The 17,302-nt window shown below is 44.3% G+C and carries 13 protein-coding genes; 8 read left to right on the top strand and 5 right to left on the bottom strand.

From position 1 onward, the window contains the following. Nucleotides 1–218 precede the first annotated feature (218 nt). The 8 genes from ahcY (at nt 219) to ACTJIX_RS03490 (ending at nt 10,855) form a co-directional block, all read left to right on the top strand. Nucleotides 219–1,601 (top strand): adenosylhomocysteinase, encoded by a 1,383-nt coding sequence (gene ahcY / locus ACTJIX_RS03525; protein WP_004814998.1) that lies wholly within the window; start codon nt 219–221, stop codon nt 1,599–1,601. A gap of 191 nt (nt 1,602–1,792) precedes the next feature. Continuing rightward, on the top strand, nt 1,793–2,629 hold the full coding sequence (gene metF, locus ACTJIX_RS03520; RefSeq protein WP_004814997.1) for a methylenetetrahydrofolate reductase [NAD(P)H]: 837 nt from the start codon (nt 1,793–1,795) through the stop codon (nt 2,627–2,629). Between the two features lie 108 nt (nt 2,630–2,737). Further along, nucleotides 2,738–3,448 carry a 16S rRNA (uracil(1498)-N(3))-methyltransferase gene (locus ACTJIX_RS03515; RefSeq protein WP_071320249.1) on the top strand — a complete coding sequence of 237 codons (711 nt, stop codon included), beginning with the start codon at nt 2,738–2,740 and terminating at the stop codon, nt 3,446–3,448. Nucleotides 3,449–3,643: 195 nt separating this feature from the next. Further along, nucleotides 3,644–6,520 (top strand): putative bifunctional diguanylate cyclase/phosphodiesterase, encoded by a 2,877-nt coding sequence (locus tag ACTJIX_RS03510; protein WP_071320248.1) that lies wholly within the window; start codon nt 3,644–3,646, stop codon nt 6,518–6,520. A 138-nt stretch (nt 6,521–6,658) separates the two neighbouring features. After that, nucleotides 6,659–8,938 (top strand): NADP-dependent malic enzyme, encoded by a 2,280-nt coding sequence (locus ACTJIX_RS03505; RefSeq protein ID WP_008302352.1) that lies wholly within the window; start codon nt 6,659–6,661, stop codon nt 8,936–8,938. A gap of 83 nt (nt 8,939–9,021) precedes the next feature. Next, complete coding sequence (locus ACTJIX_RS03500; protein WP_004814992.1) at nt 9,022–10,254, top strand: multifunctional CCA addition/repair protein; 1,233 nt, start codon at nt 9,022–9,024, stop codon at nt 10,252–10,254. A gap of 160 nt (nt 10,255–10,414) precedes the next feature. Further along, on the top strand, nt 10,415–10,579 hold the full coding sequence (locus ACTJIX_RS03495; RefSeq protein ID WP_181211895.1) for a hypothetical protein: 165 nt from the start codon (nt 10,415–10,417) through the stop codon (nt 10,577–10,579). A 6-nt stretch (nt 10,580–10,585) separates the two neighbouring features. Next, nucleotides 10,586–10,855 (top strand): GNAT family N-acetyltransferase, encoded by a 270-nt coding sequence (locus ACTJIX_RS03490; RefSeq protein WP_262467166.1) that lies wholly within the window; start codon nt 10,586–10,588, stop codon nt 10,853–10,855. A gap of 42 nt (nt 10,856–10,897) precedes the next feature. Here ACTJIX_RS03490 and epmA read toward each other — a convergent pair whose 3' ends face one another. From epmA to ACTJIX_RS03465, 5 genes are all read right to left on the bottom strand, one after another. Further along, entirely contained in the window at nt 10,898–11,872 is a 975-nt protein-coding gene (gene epmA / locus ACTJIX_RS03485) for an EF-P lysine aminoacylase EpmA (RefSeq protein WP_262467033.1), read from the bottom strand. Then, nucleotides 11,869–12,936: a 4-phosphoerythronate dehydrogenase gene (locus tag ACTJIX_RS03480; protein ID WP_076753919.1), complete on the bottom strand. Its 1,068-nt coding sequence runs from the start codon at nt 12,934–12,936 to the stop codon at nt 11,869–11,871. The genes epmA and ACTJIX_RS03480 overlap by 4 nt, the downstream gene beginning before the upstream one ends. A gap of 139 nt (nt 12,937–13,075) precedes the next feature. Then, on the bottom strand, nt 13,076–14,314 hold the full coding sequence (locus ACTJIX_RS03475) for a CaiB/BaiF CoA transferase family protein (RefSeq protein ID WP_076753921.1): 1,239 nt from the start codon (nt 14,312–14,314) through the stop codon (nt 13,076–13,078). Nucleotides 14,315–14,366: 52 nt separating this feature from the next. Then, nucleotides 14,367–15,797: an MFS transporter gene (locus ACTJIX_RS03470; RefSeq protein ID WP_008302341.1), complete on the bottom strand. Its 1,431-nt coding sequence runs from the start codon at nt 15,795–15,797 to the stop codon at nt 14,367–14,369. Between the two features lie 226 nt (nt 15,798–16,023). Then, on the bottom strand, nt 16,024–17,247 hold the full coding sequence (locus tag ACTJIX_RS03465) for an acyl-CoA dehydrogenase (protein WP_004892060.1): 1,224 nt from the start codon (nt 17,245–17,247) through the stop codon (nt 16,024–16,026). Between the last annotated feature and the right edge of the window lie 55 nt (nt 17,248–17,302).

The following is a 17,302-nucleotide window of genomic DNA, read 5'->3' as shown; positions in this document are numbered from 1 at the left end:
TCAAAATTTTCTTATTAGTCAGATATTAAACAATTTCGGATTGGAACCAAATTAATTTCCAAGTACAATACCCCGCTAGTCGAGGGATGCTGCGACGTTTTACAGGTACGAAATGTAAAAGCGCCAGGCTCGACGATCGGTCCATCTTTTTCTAGACAGACCAACAACGGCATCCGCGAACTGAATGATCAATTATTGTTTTTTATAAGGAGATCGTGATGAACGCGGTTAATGCTTCATTTACAGATTATAAAGTTGCCGATATTTCACTGGCTGACTACGGCCGTAAAGAAATCAAACTTGCAGAAGCTGAAATGCCAGCCCTAATGGGTCTGCGTAAGCGTTACTCTGCTGCTAAACCACTTGCTGGCGCTAAAATTTTGGGTTGTATCCACATGACAATCCAAACAGCTGTTCTTATCGAAACTTTGGTAGAACTGGGTGCTGAAGTTCGTTGGACATCTTGTAACATCTTCTCAACTCAAGACCACGCTGCTGCTGCCATTGCTGCGTCTGGTGTTCCAGTATTTGCCTGGAAAGGCGAAACTGAAGAAGAATACATGTGGTGTCTTGAACAACAAATCAATGTAAACGGCACACCTTGGGATGCCAATATGATTCTGGACGATGGCGGTGACTTAACTGCACTTGTTCATGAAAAATACCCAGAAGTATTAGCGAAAATCCACGGTATTACTGAAGAAACAACAACTGGTGTTCAACGTCTGCTTGAAATGTGGAAAGACGGTTCACTTAAAGTGCCTGCAATCAATGTAAATGATTCAGTAACTAAATCTAAGAATGATAACAAATACGGTTGCCGTCACTCACTGAACGATGCCATCAAACGTGCAACAGATATGTTGTTATCTGGTCGTCGTGCGCTTGTCATTGGTTACGGTGACGTAGGTAAAGGTTCTGCACAATCGCTTCGTCAAGAAGGCATGATTGTACGTGTTTCTGAAATCGACCCAATCTGTGCAATGCAAGCATGTATGGACGGTTACGAAGTTGTATCTCCATACAAAAATGGCGTGCAAACAGGTAAGAAAGAAGATGTAAATGCTGACCTTCTTTTAAACACTGACTTGATCGTAACAACGACGGGTAACTACCACGTATGTGATGCTGCAATGCTTGATACATTAAAAGCAGGTGCTGTGGTATGTAACATCGGTCACTTCGACACTGAAATCGACACCAACTACTTACGTGGTTACAAGTGGGTTGAAGTTAAGCCACAAGTACACCAAGTGTATCGTTCAGAAAACGAAAATGATTACCTGATCCTTCTTTCTGAAGGTCGTCTGGTGAACCTTGGTAATGCAACAGGTCACCCTTCACGTGTGATGGACGGTTCATTTGCTAACCAAGTCTTGGGTCAAATGCATTTATTCGCTGAGAAATTTGCTGATCTACCTGAAGATCAAAAACAAGCAGCGATTCGCGTTGAACTTCTTCCTAAGAAATTAGATGAAGAAGTTGCGGCAGCCATGGTTGCAGGCTTTGGTGGTGTGTTAACGCAGTTAACGCAAGAACAAGCGGATTACCTTGGTGTAGCTGTTGAAGGTCCGTTTAAGTCTGACGCTTATAAATATTAATTAGCCCTCACCCCATCCCTCTCCCATAGGGAGAGGGTGAAACTCTCAAGTCATTTACATCTCAGGTTTTATTTATGACATGTAAATAATTTGATTCAAAACCCTGTGTTATTCAGTAATGAATACTCCTCTCCCTTTGGGAGAGGTCAGGGAGAGGGTGAATAAAAAGTATTTATAAAAAGGATTTAAACATGTCTAAACAGATTCCTATTTCTTTTGAGTTCTTCCCAACCAAAACTGATGCTGGTGCGGAAAAACTTAAAGTAGTTCATCAAGAACTACAATTGTTAAACCCAGAATTCTTCTCTGTGACTTATGGTGCCGGTGGTTCAACCCGTGAACGCACCTTGTCCACATTGGCTGATTTCAATGGTAAAGGGACGCCAGTTGCCCCTCACCTTTCATGTATTGGTGATAGCAAAGAACGTATCGCAGAATTACTGGATTTATATAAATCTCAGGGTATCAACCGTATTGTGGCACTGCGTGGTGATTTACCATCAGGTCAAGTCGGTTTAGGTGAATTACCATACGCTCAAGATTTGGTTCGTTTTATCCGTGAACATTCAGGTGATCATTTCCATATTGAAGTGGCAGCCTACCCTGAAATGCATCCACAAGCAGACAACTTTGACGCTGATATCAAACGTTTCTGCGAAAAAGCCCGTGCTGGTGCCAATGCTGCACTTACACAGTTCTTCTTTAATCCAGATGCGTACTTCTACTTTGTAGAACGTATCCAAAAAGAAGGGGTGAATATTCCTGTTGCACCGGGCATTATGCCAATTACCAATGCCAGCAATTTAATCCGCTTTGCCGATGGTACAGGTGCAGAGATTCCACGCTGGATTCGTAAACAATTGGCAACTTATGGTGACGATACTGCATCCATCAAAGCATTTGGTCATGAAGTGATCGTTAAACTTTGCGAACGCCTGATTGCTGGCGGTGCACCAAGCCTGCACTTCTACACCATGAACACCACTGACCCTACACGTCAACTTGTAAAAGACTTAGGTCTTGCATAAGTTTTGAGGCGGTATTTTACCTCCTTAATTTATCCCTTTGAGAGAAATACAGAGGGGGGCGTAAAAAAAATACCGTCTTGTTTTGTTCCACTTGAGAGTAACCCTTAAATGCCACGTTTTTTTATTGAAGCAGACTTAAATGTTGATTCCACGGTTGAGTTAACTGAAACCGTTTTTCATCATTGGGTGAAGGTATTACGTGCTCAAGTCGGTGAAAAAGCTACCCTGTTCAATGGACAAGGTGGTGAATATGAAGTTGAACTTGTAGAAGTTGCCAAAAAGTCAGCTACTGTACAGGTCAATAGCTTTAACCCAAGCAACCGCATGCCAAAATTCAAAGCTTTATTGGGTCAGGTCATGAGTAAAGGCGACCGTATGGATTATGCCATTCAAAAAGCGGTTGAACTTGGTGTCTCAGAAATTCAGCTTTTAACCTCTGAGCGCTGCGAAATGCGCCTCAAGTACGATCGTGACCAAAAAAAGCTCGATCACTGGCAAGCTATTGCTACGGCAGCCTGCGAACAATGTGGTTTGAATATTATTCCAAAAATTCTCCCTCCGATGTCACTAGAAAACTGGTTGCAAAGTGAACTTCCTCAAACCAAGCTCGTGTTGGCTCCAAACAAAGATGAAGTGGATGTTCTTTACAATGCAACGCCAGACTTGGCATTACTCATTGGCCCAGAGGGTGGACTCAGTGAGGCTGAAATCTCTGCTGCCAATACTCAGGGATTTGTGAACTGGTGTATTGGTGAACGTGTTCTGCGTACCGAAACTGCGCCTGTCGTAGCTTTATCTATTTTGAACTACAAATTTTAATTTCTCTCAATGATCAATTTTACTTTATCGCATTTGTAAAAATTTGTGGGGCTTTTGATTGATTTTTATATATTGGCACTTTAGTCTTAATAAGATAAAAATGAATGACCTATTAAATGATAAAAGTTACTTATTTAAGGGGCTTAATAAAAACAATGCAGTACCACCCTTACGTAGATTAAAGGCATCTTAATCATGATTCATAATCAGGATGATTATATTCAGCAGCAGCTAAACAGTGCACAAATCGTGAATACGATTCGTCACAGTCGATACTTTTTAATTAGTATCCTGCTGGTATGTCTTTATATCTTCTGTATTTACCAGTTACATTATCATCCGGCAGACAATTACCTGAATCTCTGGTTTATTCTTACTGAGATGGTGGTCTGCATGTGCTGGCTGATTAGTACCGTCTACTTTAAACCGAATGAGTTTAAACTGGAAACTGCTCACCGCTGGCTACAAATCCAGTGTCTACTGGTAGGTATCTGTATTTCAACCGGGATTTTTACCCTGTATGTTCATTTGCCGCGTGTAAATCCATCTTTTGAACTGATTGAAGCACTGACCCTGACTGGCTTGCTGATTATGGTGACTCAAGCTTTTGGTCTCACCTATCTCACGCAAAAACTGAGTTATTTCTGCCTGATATTCTTGCCGTCCCTGGTCCCATTCTTCTTTCTGCAGATCACGGAATCCTCTTCACTTAATCCGTTTTTCAGTCTGGCACTAAACTTTTCTGTCATTGTCATTTTACTGTGTGCCAATAGTACTTACCGTATTCATCAACGTACTTCACGTCTATATGCGGAGAATAATCTGTTGGTGACAAATGCTGAACAGCAAGTTACCTGGACTGATGAACTGTGTAAACAGTTACAAACTGAAGTAAATAAATCCAAAGATATCGAACTTCAGTTACAGCTCAATAATCAGCTGCTAGAACAAAAAGTGCGGGAACGTACTTATGATATCGAGCAGATTAATCTTGCCTTACAGGACCAGCATCAGAATCTGGAACTTGCGCATGAAATTGCAGGCATCCGCCCTTGGGACTGGAACATTAAAGATCGAACTATTACCCTGACTACACATACACAAGAAAAAATCCAGCGCAGTTCTGGTCAGCATCAGGCACAACTGCATCATCTGATCCATCCGGATGATCTTCATCATTTCAAAGATATGATGAAACAGCATTTACGCGGTCAGGTAGAACGCTATGAAGCCACCTACCGCATCCAGAATACCCAAGGGGTATGGGGCTGGGTTCATGATATCGGGCGTGTCATCAGCCGTGATCCAAAAACCAATAAACCTGTACGCATGGTCGGTATTCGCCGTGACATTCAGCAGGAACGTAATTCTCAGGAAGGATTAAAACTTGCAGCCAGCGTATTAGAGCAAGCGGCTGAAGGTATCTTTATACTTAATCAAGAGCTGAGCTATATCGAAGTTAATCCTTTTTTCGAGCAACTTTCTGGTTTTGAACGTCAGCAAATTCTGGGCAAGCACCTGTTTGATATTACGGTAAATACCAAATCTCAGCAGCGCAGTGTACATGCCAATATCATCAAACAGGTCATGAAGATTGGTTCTTTTGATGGCGAACTTAATGAAAAATTCTTGTCCGGCAAAGAGATGCCACTATGGTTGCATATCAATGCCATTATGGATGATGAAGGCCGTATCACCCACTATATCGGGATTGTGTCGGACCTGACTGAACGTAAGCTTCAGGAACAGCGTCTGTCTTATCTGGAAAATTATGACACCCTGACCGACTTACCAAATCGTTTCTATTATAACTATCAGCTGCACCAGTACCTGGTGACACAAAAAGATTCCATCAAGCAGATGGCGGTGATTCGAATCAATATCGACCGTTTCCGTCCGCTGAATGAATATCTGAGCAACAACGGTGGTGATGAGTTATTACGTCAGGTGGCACAGCGCTTACGCTTGACCAATGCTGAAGCCATGTTTGTTGCGCATTTGAATGGTGATGACTTTGCCATTCTATATGAAATCTCGCATATTCGCCCTTCTGTGCAGGAACATTGTGAGCATATTGCGAAAGCCTTTAGTCAGCCATTCAATATCTTTGGTCAGGACTATGAAATTACGCTTTCAATGGGGGTAGCTTTCTACCCTGATCATGGCCGTCAACTGGACTATCTCAATAACTGTGCCGAACAGGCACTGAGTGAAGCCAAGAATCTCGGTGGTAATACCATTCACTTTTATTCAAGTGAAAATACTGCCCTGCTGGAACAAGGAATTTTCATTGAACGCGATCTGCGTAAAGCCATCCAGAATGGTGAACTGATCGTCTATTATCAGCCGAAGATCAATCTTAATGACCAGAAGATCTACGGTTTTGAAGCCTTAATCCGCTGGAATCATCCGGAGAAAGGCATTATTCCACCGGGGATGTTTATTCCACTGGCAGAGCAGACCAGTATGATTTCGGAAATCGGTCAACTGGTGATACAGCAAACGGCAAAGCAAATCCGTAAATGGAATGACCAGGGTTTCCATAATATCTGTGTTTCGGTGAATATTGTGGCGCAGCAACTCCGCCGCGGCCAGTTACTGGATGATCTGGATGAAGCGATCAAACTGAGCTGTATTTCTGGTTCGAATCTAGAACTGGAAATTACCGAATCTTCATTGGTAGAAAATTCTGAAACCGTAATGAATGTGCTGAATCAGATCAAGGAACGTGACATCAACATTTCCCTGGATGACTTTGGTACGGGCTATTCGTCCCTGTCTTATCTAGCAGAGTTCCCAATCGATATTTTAAAGATTGACCGCAGTTTTGTATCCAAAATTGGTGAAGCCAAACAGGATGCTATTGTCAGTGCAATGGTTGCAATGGGCAAAGCCATGGGAATGAAAGTAGTGGCTGAAGGTATTGAGACAGAGCAGCAGCTAGATTTCCTGCGTCAACTCGGTTGTGATATTGCACAGGGTTATCTGTTTTCCAAGCCGCTTCCTGAACAGCAAGCGACCGAATTTCTTGAACAAAATATGACACCTGAGACTTATACCTATCAAGTATAAATCCAGACCTAAGACCAATTATTTCTTCAAAAAACGGGTGCGTTTGGCTGGGCTAAGCGCACAACTAGTGATATATTCTCCTGTATTCCGCGGTTATGTTACCTGCAATTGGGTAATTATTGATACATCGAGAGACTAATGGACGAACAATCTTTAAAACAACAGGCACTGTACTACCACGAATTTCCTACCCCCGGCAAAATCAGCGTCACCCCAAGCAAACAACTCGTTAACCAACATGATTTAGCACTAGCTTACTCTCCAGGTGTTGCAGCGCCGTGTTTGGAAATTGAAAAAGACCCATCTAAAGCAGCGCTGTATACAGCACGTGGCAACCTGGTTGCGGTAGTAAGTAATGGTACAGCGGTTCTTGGCCTGGGTAACATTGGTCCTTTAGCATCTAAACCGGTTATGGAAGGTAAAGGCGTCCTGTTCAAGAAATTTGCTGGCGTCGACGTATTCGATATCGAAATCGCAGAAAATGATCCAGACAAAATTGTCGACATCGTTGCAGCATTAGAACCGACTTTTGGTGGTATTAACCTCGAAGATATTAAAGCACCAGAATGTTTCTATATTGAACAGAAACTTCGTGAACGCATGAACATTCCGGTGTTCCACGATGACCAGCATGGTACATCAATCATTGTAGGTTCAGCATTACTCAATGCTTTAATTATCAATGGTAAAAAAATTGAAGAAATCAAGATCGTAGCATCTGGTGCAGGCGCTGCTGCATTGTCTTGCTTGAACCTTCTTTGTGCACTAGGCGCGAAGAAAGAGAATATCATCGTTGCGGACTCACGTGGTTTATTGACTACAAAACGTGAAGGCTTAGATGAATCGAAAAAAGCGTATGTACAAGACATCGAAGGTACTCAGCTTGCTGACGTAATGGACGGCGCAGATATGTTCTTGGGTCTGTCTGCTGCAGGCATTCTGACTCAAGACATGGTCAAGAAAATGGCCAAAGATCCAATCATCTTTGCCTTGGCTAACCCGGATCCGGAAATTTTGCCAGAACATGCCCATGAAGCACGTTCAGACGTGATCATGGCAACTGGCCGTTCAGACTATCCGAACCAGGTGAATAACGCTCTTTGCTTCCCATACATCTTCCGTGGCGCACTCGACGTTGGTGCAACCACCATTAACGAAGAAATGAAGATTGCTTGTGTACACGCGATTGCGCGTATGGCACATGTCGAAGCAGATGCTGCATCTTATGGTGAAAAATCAGCATCATTTGGTCGTGATTACTTAATTCCTCGCCCACTGGATCAACGTTTGATTTTAGAGATTGCGCCAGCAGTTGCTAGAGCAGCGATGGATTCTGGCGTAGCAACACGTCCAATTCAAGACTTCTCTGTGTATCATCAACGTTTGTCTGAGTTTGTTTATAACTCAGCATTTATGATGAAACCGATTTTTGCTCAAGCAAAATCAGATCCTAAGCGTATTGCATATGCGGAAGGTGAAGATCTTCGTGTACTTCGTGCTGTACAAATTGCAGTGGATGAAGGCATGGCGAAGCCAATCTTGGTGGGCCGTACAGCAGTAATTGAAGCAAATATCAAAAAATTGGGCTTACGCTTGGAAAACGGGGTGAACATCACCATCGTTGACCAAGAAAAGAACCCAGACTACGAGAAATTTGCCGATGACTACTACAGTATTATGCAGCGTAAAGGGGTAACACCAGAGTACGCACAACGTGAAGCTCGTCGTCGCTCAACACTTATCGCATCTATGCTTGTCAAACACGGCCTTGCAGACGGTATGTTATGTGGTACGTACTCAAGCTACGACATCCACTTGGACTTCGTCAGCAATATTATTGGTAAAAAAGACGGTCACAATACCTTCTTTACTTTGAATGCCTTGATGCTTGAAGAGCGTAACCTGTTTATTGCAGATACCTATATCAACCGTAATCCAACTGCTGAACAGCTTGCTGAGATGACCATTCTTGCTGCTGAAGAAGTACGTCGTTTCGGTATGACACCACGTATTGCGCTATTGTCTCACTCTAGCTTCGGTTCTGACCAGAACGATGCCAGTGCACAGAAAATGCGTAAGGTCTACGACATTCTGTCTGAGATTGCGCCTGAACTGGAAGTTGAAGGTGAAATGCATGGCGATGCGGCACTGGATGAAAATATCCGCCAGTTTGCTTATCCGAACTCACGCTTTAAAGGTGCTGCGAACCTGTTGATCATGCCAAACTTGGATGCAGCGAACATTTCGTTTAACCTGTTAAAAGCAACTTCTGGTAACAATGTGACCATTGGCCCGATTCTGCTGGGTGCAGCGAAACCAGTTCATATTTTAACGCCGACAGCGACTACACGCCGCGTCGTGAATATGACTGCTTTGACTGTTGCAGAAATCCAACAAGCGGAACAAGACGCCCTGTAAGCAAACGCGGCGAACGCCGAGTTTCTTGACTTGAGAAAACCTCTATTCTGTAGCATGATGCTTCTAAGAATAGAGGTTTTTTCATGCAAGTTTATTTAGTAGGCGGTGCAGTTCGGGATCATTTGCTCGGACACCCCTATCACGAAAAAGATTATGTAGTGGTGGGTGCAAGCCCCAATCAAATGCTCAATCTGGGCTATCAGCCGGTTGGGAAGGATTTCCCTGTATTTTTGCATCCTGAAACAAAAGAAGAATATGCATTAGCACGTACCGAACGTAAATCCGGCACTGGTTATCATGGTTTTGAATTCCATACCGATACCAGCGTCACGCTTGAACAGGACTTGATCCGTCGCGACCTGACCATCAATGCCATGGCCATGGATGAAGCCGGTCATGTGCATGATCCCTATAATGGTCAACAGGATCTTGCTGACCGCGTTTTACGTCATGTTTCTGATGCTTTTATTGAAGATCCACTCCGCGTATTACGTGTAGCGCGCTTTGCTGCGCGTTATCATGCAATGGGCTTCCATGTTGCCACAGAAACACTCGATTTGATGCGTCAACTCACTGAATCAGGGGAATTAAATACGCTAACACCTGAACGGGTCTGGAAAGAAACATCCCGTGCCCTGATGGAATCACATGCGGATATTTATTTTGAAGTATTACGCAGCTGTGGTGCATTAAAAGTACTGTTCCCAGAAATTGATGCCCTGTTCGGCGTCCCGCAACGTCCGGAATATCATCCGGAAATTGACTGCGGTATTCATACCATGATGTCGCTACAACAGGCTTGTCGCCAGAACTATGATTTGGATGTACGTTTTGCTGTTCTGGTGCATGACCTAGGTAAAGCCTTAACACCTGCCGAGGAATTGCCACGTCATATCATGCACGAAGAGCGTGGTGTACAGCCGGTAACTGAATTGTGCGAACGTTTCAAAGTACCAACTTATACCAAACAACTGGCAATTGCGGTCTGTAAAGAACATTTAAAATGCCATCAGGCACTCAATCTGAAACCAGGTACTTTATGGCGGCTATTGCAACGTCTGGATGTATTACGTCGCCCGGAACGTGTAGAAGCTTTTGTGCAAGCCTGTGAATGTGATTCTCGTGGCCGTTTAGGTCTGGAAGACCGTGCCTATCCACAAGCCCAATATGTGCGCGAAGCCATGCAAGTGGTTCGTGGCATCAAGGCTCAGGATTTACCAGCAGATATTCAGGGTCCTGATATTGGCGAGATGCTGATTGAACGTCGTATTCATGCCTTAGCCGAGCTGAAAGAACGCCATACTGCTTTAATTTAAGAAAGCTCCTTCGGGAGCTTTCTTCTTTGTATATATTGATATCTAAAATACTTTTATTCTGCGCACTTATATTCATATTCAAAATTATTAGAATTCATTGACCTCACCTTCCGCCTAAAATCAGCTTATCTCTCTTTCGCTTCTGTCTGGATAAAAACTTATGAATTTCCTGATTCGTCCTTTGCAACTTGAACAGGATTTGTATGCAATCCATGCACTTACTACACAACTTGGCTATCCCACCACAGTAGAAAATATTCAGCAGCGCTGGCAACGCATTCATCAGGATGCGAATGATTTGACGCTGGTCGTTGAACATGAATAACAGGTCATAGGCTATGCAGGTTTAATTCAGGAATACACCTGGGAATTTGATGGTGGATATTTGCGAATTCAGGCTTTTGTAGTTGATCAAGCTCATCGTGGGCAAGGTGTAGGGAAAAGCTTCATTGCAACGATTGAAGAGTTAGCTAAACAACGTGATTTAAAATTGATACAAGTAAATAGCGGCAATCGTGAGGAACGTTTAACTGCACATGCTTTTTATCAAAATCTGGGTTTTGATGCTTACAGTATCGGTTTTCGAAAATATCTGGCTTAATCAGCCTGCTCAAATAACAGGCTGATTAGATCAGGAGGAGGATCAGGAAATATCTGCCGGGAAAGTAATAACTTTCTCAAGCTTCATCTGATTGGTGGCAATCATCAACAGACGATCCACCCCAAGTGCGATCCCAGAACATTCCGGCATATTCGGTAAAGCAGCCAACAGATATTCATCAATCGGTATGACATGTAAACCGAGAGAGCTACGCTCTGCATTATCTGCTTCAAAGCGTGAGCGTAACACTTCCGCATCAATCAGCTCATCATAGGCATTCGCCAGTTCCAGACCTTCTATATAAAGTTCGAAACGTGCTGCAACCAGTTCACCATCTTCATCGATTTTGGTTTTTGCTAATGAAGCAAGTTCAGGCGGGAAATCGGTCAGAAATACCGCTGTGTCAAATCCCAAGCTCGGTTCCACCATATGCGAGAACAACAGGTCAATATAGGCCAGACGATCCTGCCCCAGATCCAGATTTAAACCAACGCGACGGCAGCAGTCTTTCAATTCCTGTAAAGTTGCCTGTAAGGGATTCAGATCCAGTCGATCCATAAAGGCATGTTTATAGCTCAGTACTGTTGGACGGACTTCACCAAAACGGGCTTTTAATACTACATTCAACAGATCTGAAACTTCAAACATCAGGTCTTTCAGGCTAAAGCCCGGACGATACCATTCCAACATGGTGAATTCGCTGTTATGTTTACGCCCATGCTCATCATCACGAAACACTTTGCAAATCTGGTAAATCGGACCACTACCACTTGCCAGCAGGCGTTTCATCGCAAATTCAGGAGAAGTTTGCAGATAATGGGTATTGAGCTTACCCAGTACATGACGTTGTGCTTGCACAGATGCCAGATGCACATCGGTCACACCCGCTTGAGACAAAATCGGGGTTTCTACTTCCAGCACATCACGTTCCGCAAAGAACTGACGCAGCTGTGCATATAAATGAGCACGTGCTCGCATCGCATTTACATCACAGCTCGGTTGATAAGCAATCGTCATGCTTTCGGCCCTCCATGTGCTGCCCATTCACGACGTAACGGATAGGTCTTACGTAAATGGTCAAAAGCCTGTTGATCGACTTTAGCGTCTTTTAAGCAAGCACGCAGATTGGCATCGTCACGTTGGATATCATAGATTTCATCCAGGTGCTGTTTGAGAGCTACTTTTAAATCCTGCCCTGTAAAATATGGCACACATTCTGGTAACTGGCTTTCAAACTGCTTATTAATTTCATAGCCAAAATGACGACAGAAAGCCTCATAGATCATTTGTGTACCACGCGCCTTACCTTCCAGACTATAACCGGCAATATGTGGCGTTACCAAGCTGACCAGATCCAGCACTTCAGCTGAAATCACCGGTTCATGTTCAAATACATCCAGTACCACCTGACGCTGAGTTGCCCTGATATCAGCGATTAATGCTGCTTCTTCAACGACTGGTCCACGCGCTGAATTGATCAAGATGGTTTCAGGCTTCATTTGGGCAAAGGCATCTGCATTGATCATATGATAAGTCGGATGCTCACCCTGTTTGGTCAAAGGCACATGAATACTGATCGCATCGGATTGCGCCAATAAGCATTGCAGATCAACCTGTTCAATATGGTCTCTTTGTACAAAAGGATCACAACCGATCACATGCCAGCCTAGCAGACCTGCCATATAAGCCAGTCGCGTACCCACGTTGCCTAGCCCAATAATTCCCAAGGTAAAATTGGCGCCAGCATCCAGGAGTGCTGGACGAAGTTTTAATAAGGCAGTAATCACGTACTCAGCTACGGCTTGGGCATTACAACCGGCGGCATTGCTCCAGGCAATTCCCTGCTGTTCAAGTGCAGCAATATCCAGATGATCCGTACCAATCGTGGCACTACCAACAAACCTGACCGAGCTGCCTTCTAGTAGCTGTGAATTGACTTTGGTCACTGAACGCACCAGTAAGGCATCTGCATCCTGCACATCTGCCGCAGTCAGTGTACGCCCTGCACAATGCTGAATCTCGGCAAATTCTGCAAAGAAATAATCGGTAAATGCCAGATTTTCATCTGCGACAATTTTCATAATGCCTTCCAACAACACAATGCCGTTATCTTAACGCGTGATGCTGCTGATGACCATTCAGTTATGTGGACTTCTATTTTCTTAAGTGATTAAAAAAAACCGAAGACTGGCTTCGGTTTAAGTAAAAAAAATTAACAGTTTAGGAAGCCGCAGATACAACATGATCAATAATACCCTGCGCATTGAGCGCGGCAATTTCTTCGGGACTACGGAACTGGGACAGAATCTGCTGGGTATGTTGTCCCAGTTTTGGCGGTGCATGACGATATTGTACAGGTGTATCCGACAGCTTGATCGGTGAACCAATCATTTTAAACTGGGCGTTTAAAGGATGCGGTAAATCTACCAGCATTTCCCGTGCAGCAACTTGGGGCTCATTCAAAGCATCTTCAATCGAGTTAATCACACCGACGGGGACTTTGACCGCGTGAATGGCATCAACCCAGTCTTTGGCATTTTTTGCAAGAAAATATTCTGATAATAAGGGAATCAGTTCATCACGATGTTTCACCCGATCCTGATTGCGTTGGAATTTTTCATCCTGCAAAAGTTCAGGTAACTCAATTGCCATGCATAAATCCCGGAATTGCTTATCATTGCCACAGGCGATAATAAATTCCTTATCTTTGGCTTTAAAGGTTTGATAAGGCACAATATTGGGATGATGATTTCCCATTCGTTTTGGTGCTGTTCCTGAAGTAAGATAGTTCATTCCCTGATTGGCCAAAGCGGCTACCTGTACATCCAGCAAAGACATATCGATATATTGACCTTTACCTGTATGATGACGAGCCAACAGCGCAGCCTGAATGGCAATGGTCGCATACAGCCCGGTTTGAATATCCACAACCGCTACACCGACCTTCTGTGCTCCACCACCCGGGACATCATCTGCTTCACCGGTAATGCTCATCAGACCTGACATACCTTGAATAATAAAGTCATAACCCGGCTCTTCGGCACGAGGCCCGTTCTGACCAAAGCCAGTAATCGAACAATACACCAGCTTCGGATTAATGGCCTTTAAGCGTTCATAATCCAGCCCATAGCGTGCTAATGCACCCACTTTATAGTTTTCAATCACCACATCCGCAGTTTTGGCAATATCCCGGATGAGTTCCTGTCCTGGTTCAGAGGCAATATCGACAGTGACCGAATATTTATTACGATTGGCACACTGAAAATAGCCTGCCTCACGGGTATTTTCACCAGATGGCGTTTTCATCCACGGCGGTCCCCACATGCGGGTATCATCCCCCACACCTGGACGCTCGATCTTAATCACTTCAGCACCCAGATCTGCCAGAATTTGTCCACACCATGGTCCTGCCAGCACTCGGCTTAAATCCAGTACGCGTATTCCTTTTAATGCACTCATGCTCAATCCTTTTTTCATTGGCTAGGAAACCCAACCTTTATAATGTTGATGATTACTGACTTGCAGTCGCTGGACGAGTTGGTTTCTTCGCAGTCACCGATCCAACTGAATCGCCATGTTCTGCTTCAGCCGGCTTCACCAGGCTGGACTGTTGTGGATCATATTGACGTTCACGAATAAACAGTCCTGGAATCACCCCGGCAATAAAGTAAGCAGTTCCCATCACGATAAATGCCATGGTGAACGAACCACCTGCGGCAATAAAACCGATAGTTGCCGGTGCAATCGCAGCACCTAGACGGCCCATGTTATAGGCTCCACCAATTGCCGTACCGCGTACATCAGTTGAGAAGGTTTCAGCCATATAAGTTGCATTGACACCGTATGGAATTCCGTAAAGGAAACCGAAAGTAATCAATAAGTAGGCAATATTGGTTGGAGTGTTATAGAAAATGATGATTGGCAGGAAAGCCGCTGTACTGACCGTACCAAATACAAAGGTAATACGACGTCCAAATTTATCCGCTGCATAACCGGCAATAATCTTGCCCAGAATCATGGCGGTATAAGCACCGACCATATAGCCAGTCAAGGCTTTGAAATTCATATTGAGTTCGGTTTCCAAATAGGTCGGCATCCAGTTATTGACACCGTAATAACCGAACTGCAGAAATGCGGCAGTTGTCATCCATAACAGGAACATACGGCGATGCGACTGATGGCCAAAAATACGCTTATAAATGCTTTCTGATGGTTGTTGAGCAGTAACTGTTGTTTCTGGATTTTCCAGTTTCAGCGCTTTACGTTTCGCCTGCTCGATTTTCGCTTCCTGCCAGGATGCTGGCTCTGGCACAAAACGCATAAATAGCAATGCAAAAGCGGCGGGAATGATTGTCACGTAGAACAGCATGCGCCAGCCATAGTCTGGAATAATCGCACCTGCCATCAAAGTCGCCACGATATAACCGACAGTTTGACCCGTCTGTAAGGTACCCAATACTGTAGTGCGGTATTTGGTCGGTACATATTCTGCCATCAAGGTATTACAGGCCATGTACAGTGAACCCAGGCCGAATGCACCAATAAAGCGAAGTACCATGAATTGCTCATAGCTTTGAGTGAAACCCAAGATACAGGTCATAATTGAGAAAAACACGACTGACCAAGCGATGGTTTTTACCCGTCCAAACTTGTCGCAGGCCCATCCACCGGTAATCCCGCCAAGTGCCATTCCGGCCAAAGAGGCACTCCCCAGCATTCCGGCCTGAAACGAAGTCAGGCCAAATTCTGCTTTGAGACTGGTCAAGCTAAATGACAGCAGCATGATGTCTACACCGTCAATCACCAGAGAGACGAATGCGAAGATAAATGCCAGTTTCCAGGTATGGGCATGAATGCGATGAGCTGTGCCGACATTATTCGGTAGCTTTATCCCCAAGGCAACGGCGTCCTGATGGAGACTATTTTGATTTTCGTTGTTCATGTATTACCTCATTTTCCCAAATGAGTCATCGACATTCCTCTGTCTTCAGGTTTACAGCAGCGTTCTTTATTCTTTTTCTGCTTACATCTTATGAACTTCTGCTTATTAATACTGAGAATGACAAGAAAGCTTCACGATGAATCCTTTATTTAAGTTATTGACCGGTTTTTAGGGACAAAAGCCCTAAGGATGCTCAATCCTGAGCATCCCGAATTTAGAAAATAAATTAATTAGAAAAAGCTGCGATACCTGTTTGGGCACGACCGAGAATCAGTGCGTGTACATCATGGGTACCTTCATAGGTATTCACCACTTCCAGGTTGACCAGATGACGTGCCACACCAAATTCATCAGAGATGCCGTTACCGCCCATCATGTCACGCGCAACACGAGCAATATCCAGGGCTTTACCACAGTTATTTCGTTTGATCAGTGAAGTTCCTTCTACCGAAGCAATCCCTTCATCTTTCATACGGCCAAAACGTAAAGCGACCTGTAAGCCAAGCGCGATTTCAGTTTGCATATCCGCCAGTTTTTTCTGAATTAGCTGGTTGGCTGCCAATGGGCGACCAAACTGTTTACGGTCCATGGTGTATTGATGCGCAGTATGCCAGCAGAATTCAGCTGCGCCCATCGCACCCCAGGCAATGCCATAACGTGCACTGTTCAGACAGGTAAATGGTCCACGTAAGCCACGAATTTCCGGAAACGCATTTTCTTCTGGAACAAATACATTATCCATCACGATTTCGCCGGTGATCGAAGCACGCAAACCCACTTTGCCGTGAATCGCTGGTGCAGATAAACCTTCCCAGCCTTTTTCCAGAATAAAGCCACGAATATCCCCAACATTACCTTCAACAGAGACTTCTTTCGCCCATACTACAAATACATCGGCAATCGGACTATTGGTAATCCACATTTTTGCGCCAGTTAAGCGGTAACCGCCATCGACTTTCTTGGCACGGGTAATCATGCTGCCCGGATCTGAACCATGATCTGGTTCAGTCAGGCCGAAACAGCCGATATATTCACCAGTTGCCAGTTTTGGCAAATACTTCTGTTTTTGCTCTTCAGAACCAAATTCATTGATTGGCACCATCACCAGCGAGCTTTGTACGCTGGCCATAGAACGGTAACCTGAATCGACACGTTCAACTTCACGTGCAATCAGGCCATAGCTGACATAGTTCAACCCGGCACCACCATACTGTTCAGGAATCGTCGGTCCTAGCAAGCCGAGCTCACCCATCTCACGGAAAATATTCGGATCAGTCTGTTCATGACGGAATTGTTCCAATACACGTGGTTGAAGCTTCCCCTGACAATAAGCGCGTGCAGATTGCATAATCATGCGCTCTTCTTCTGTCAGTTGCTGCTCCAGTAAAAATGGGTCTTGCCAGTCAAAATAGTTTTTCTGGGCTTTTTTTGTATTGACCATTTGATTCATCGCATCCTCTGCTTAACTGTCCATTGTTCTCGATCTTCTGACTTGATCCTAGGCA

It is taken from the genome of Acinetobacter sp. 22323 (assembly GCF_052044895.1).
Taxonomy (GTDB): domain Bacteria; phylum Pseudomonadota; class Gammaproteobacteria; order Pseudomonadales; family Moraxellaceae; genus Acinetobacter; species Acinetobacter schindleri.
Note: the sequence above shows the minus strand (reverse complement) of the source record. Positions and strands in the feature narration are given on the sequence as shown.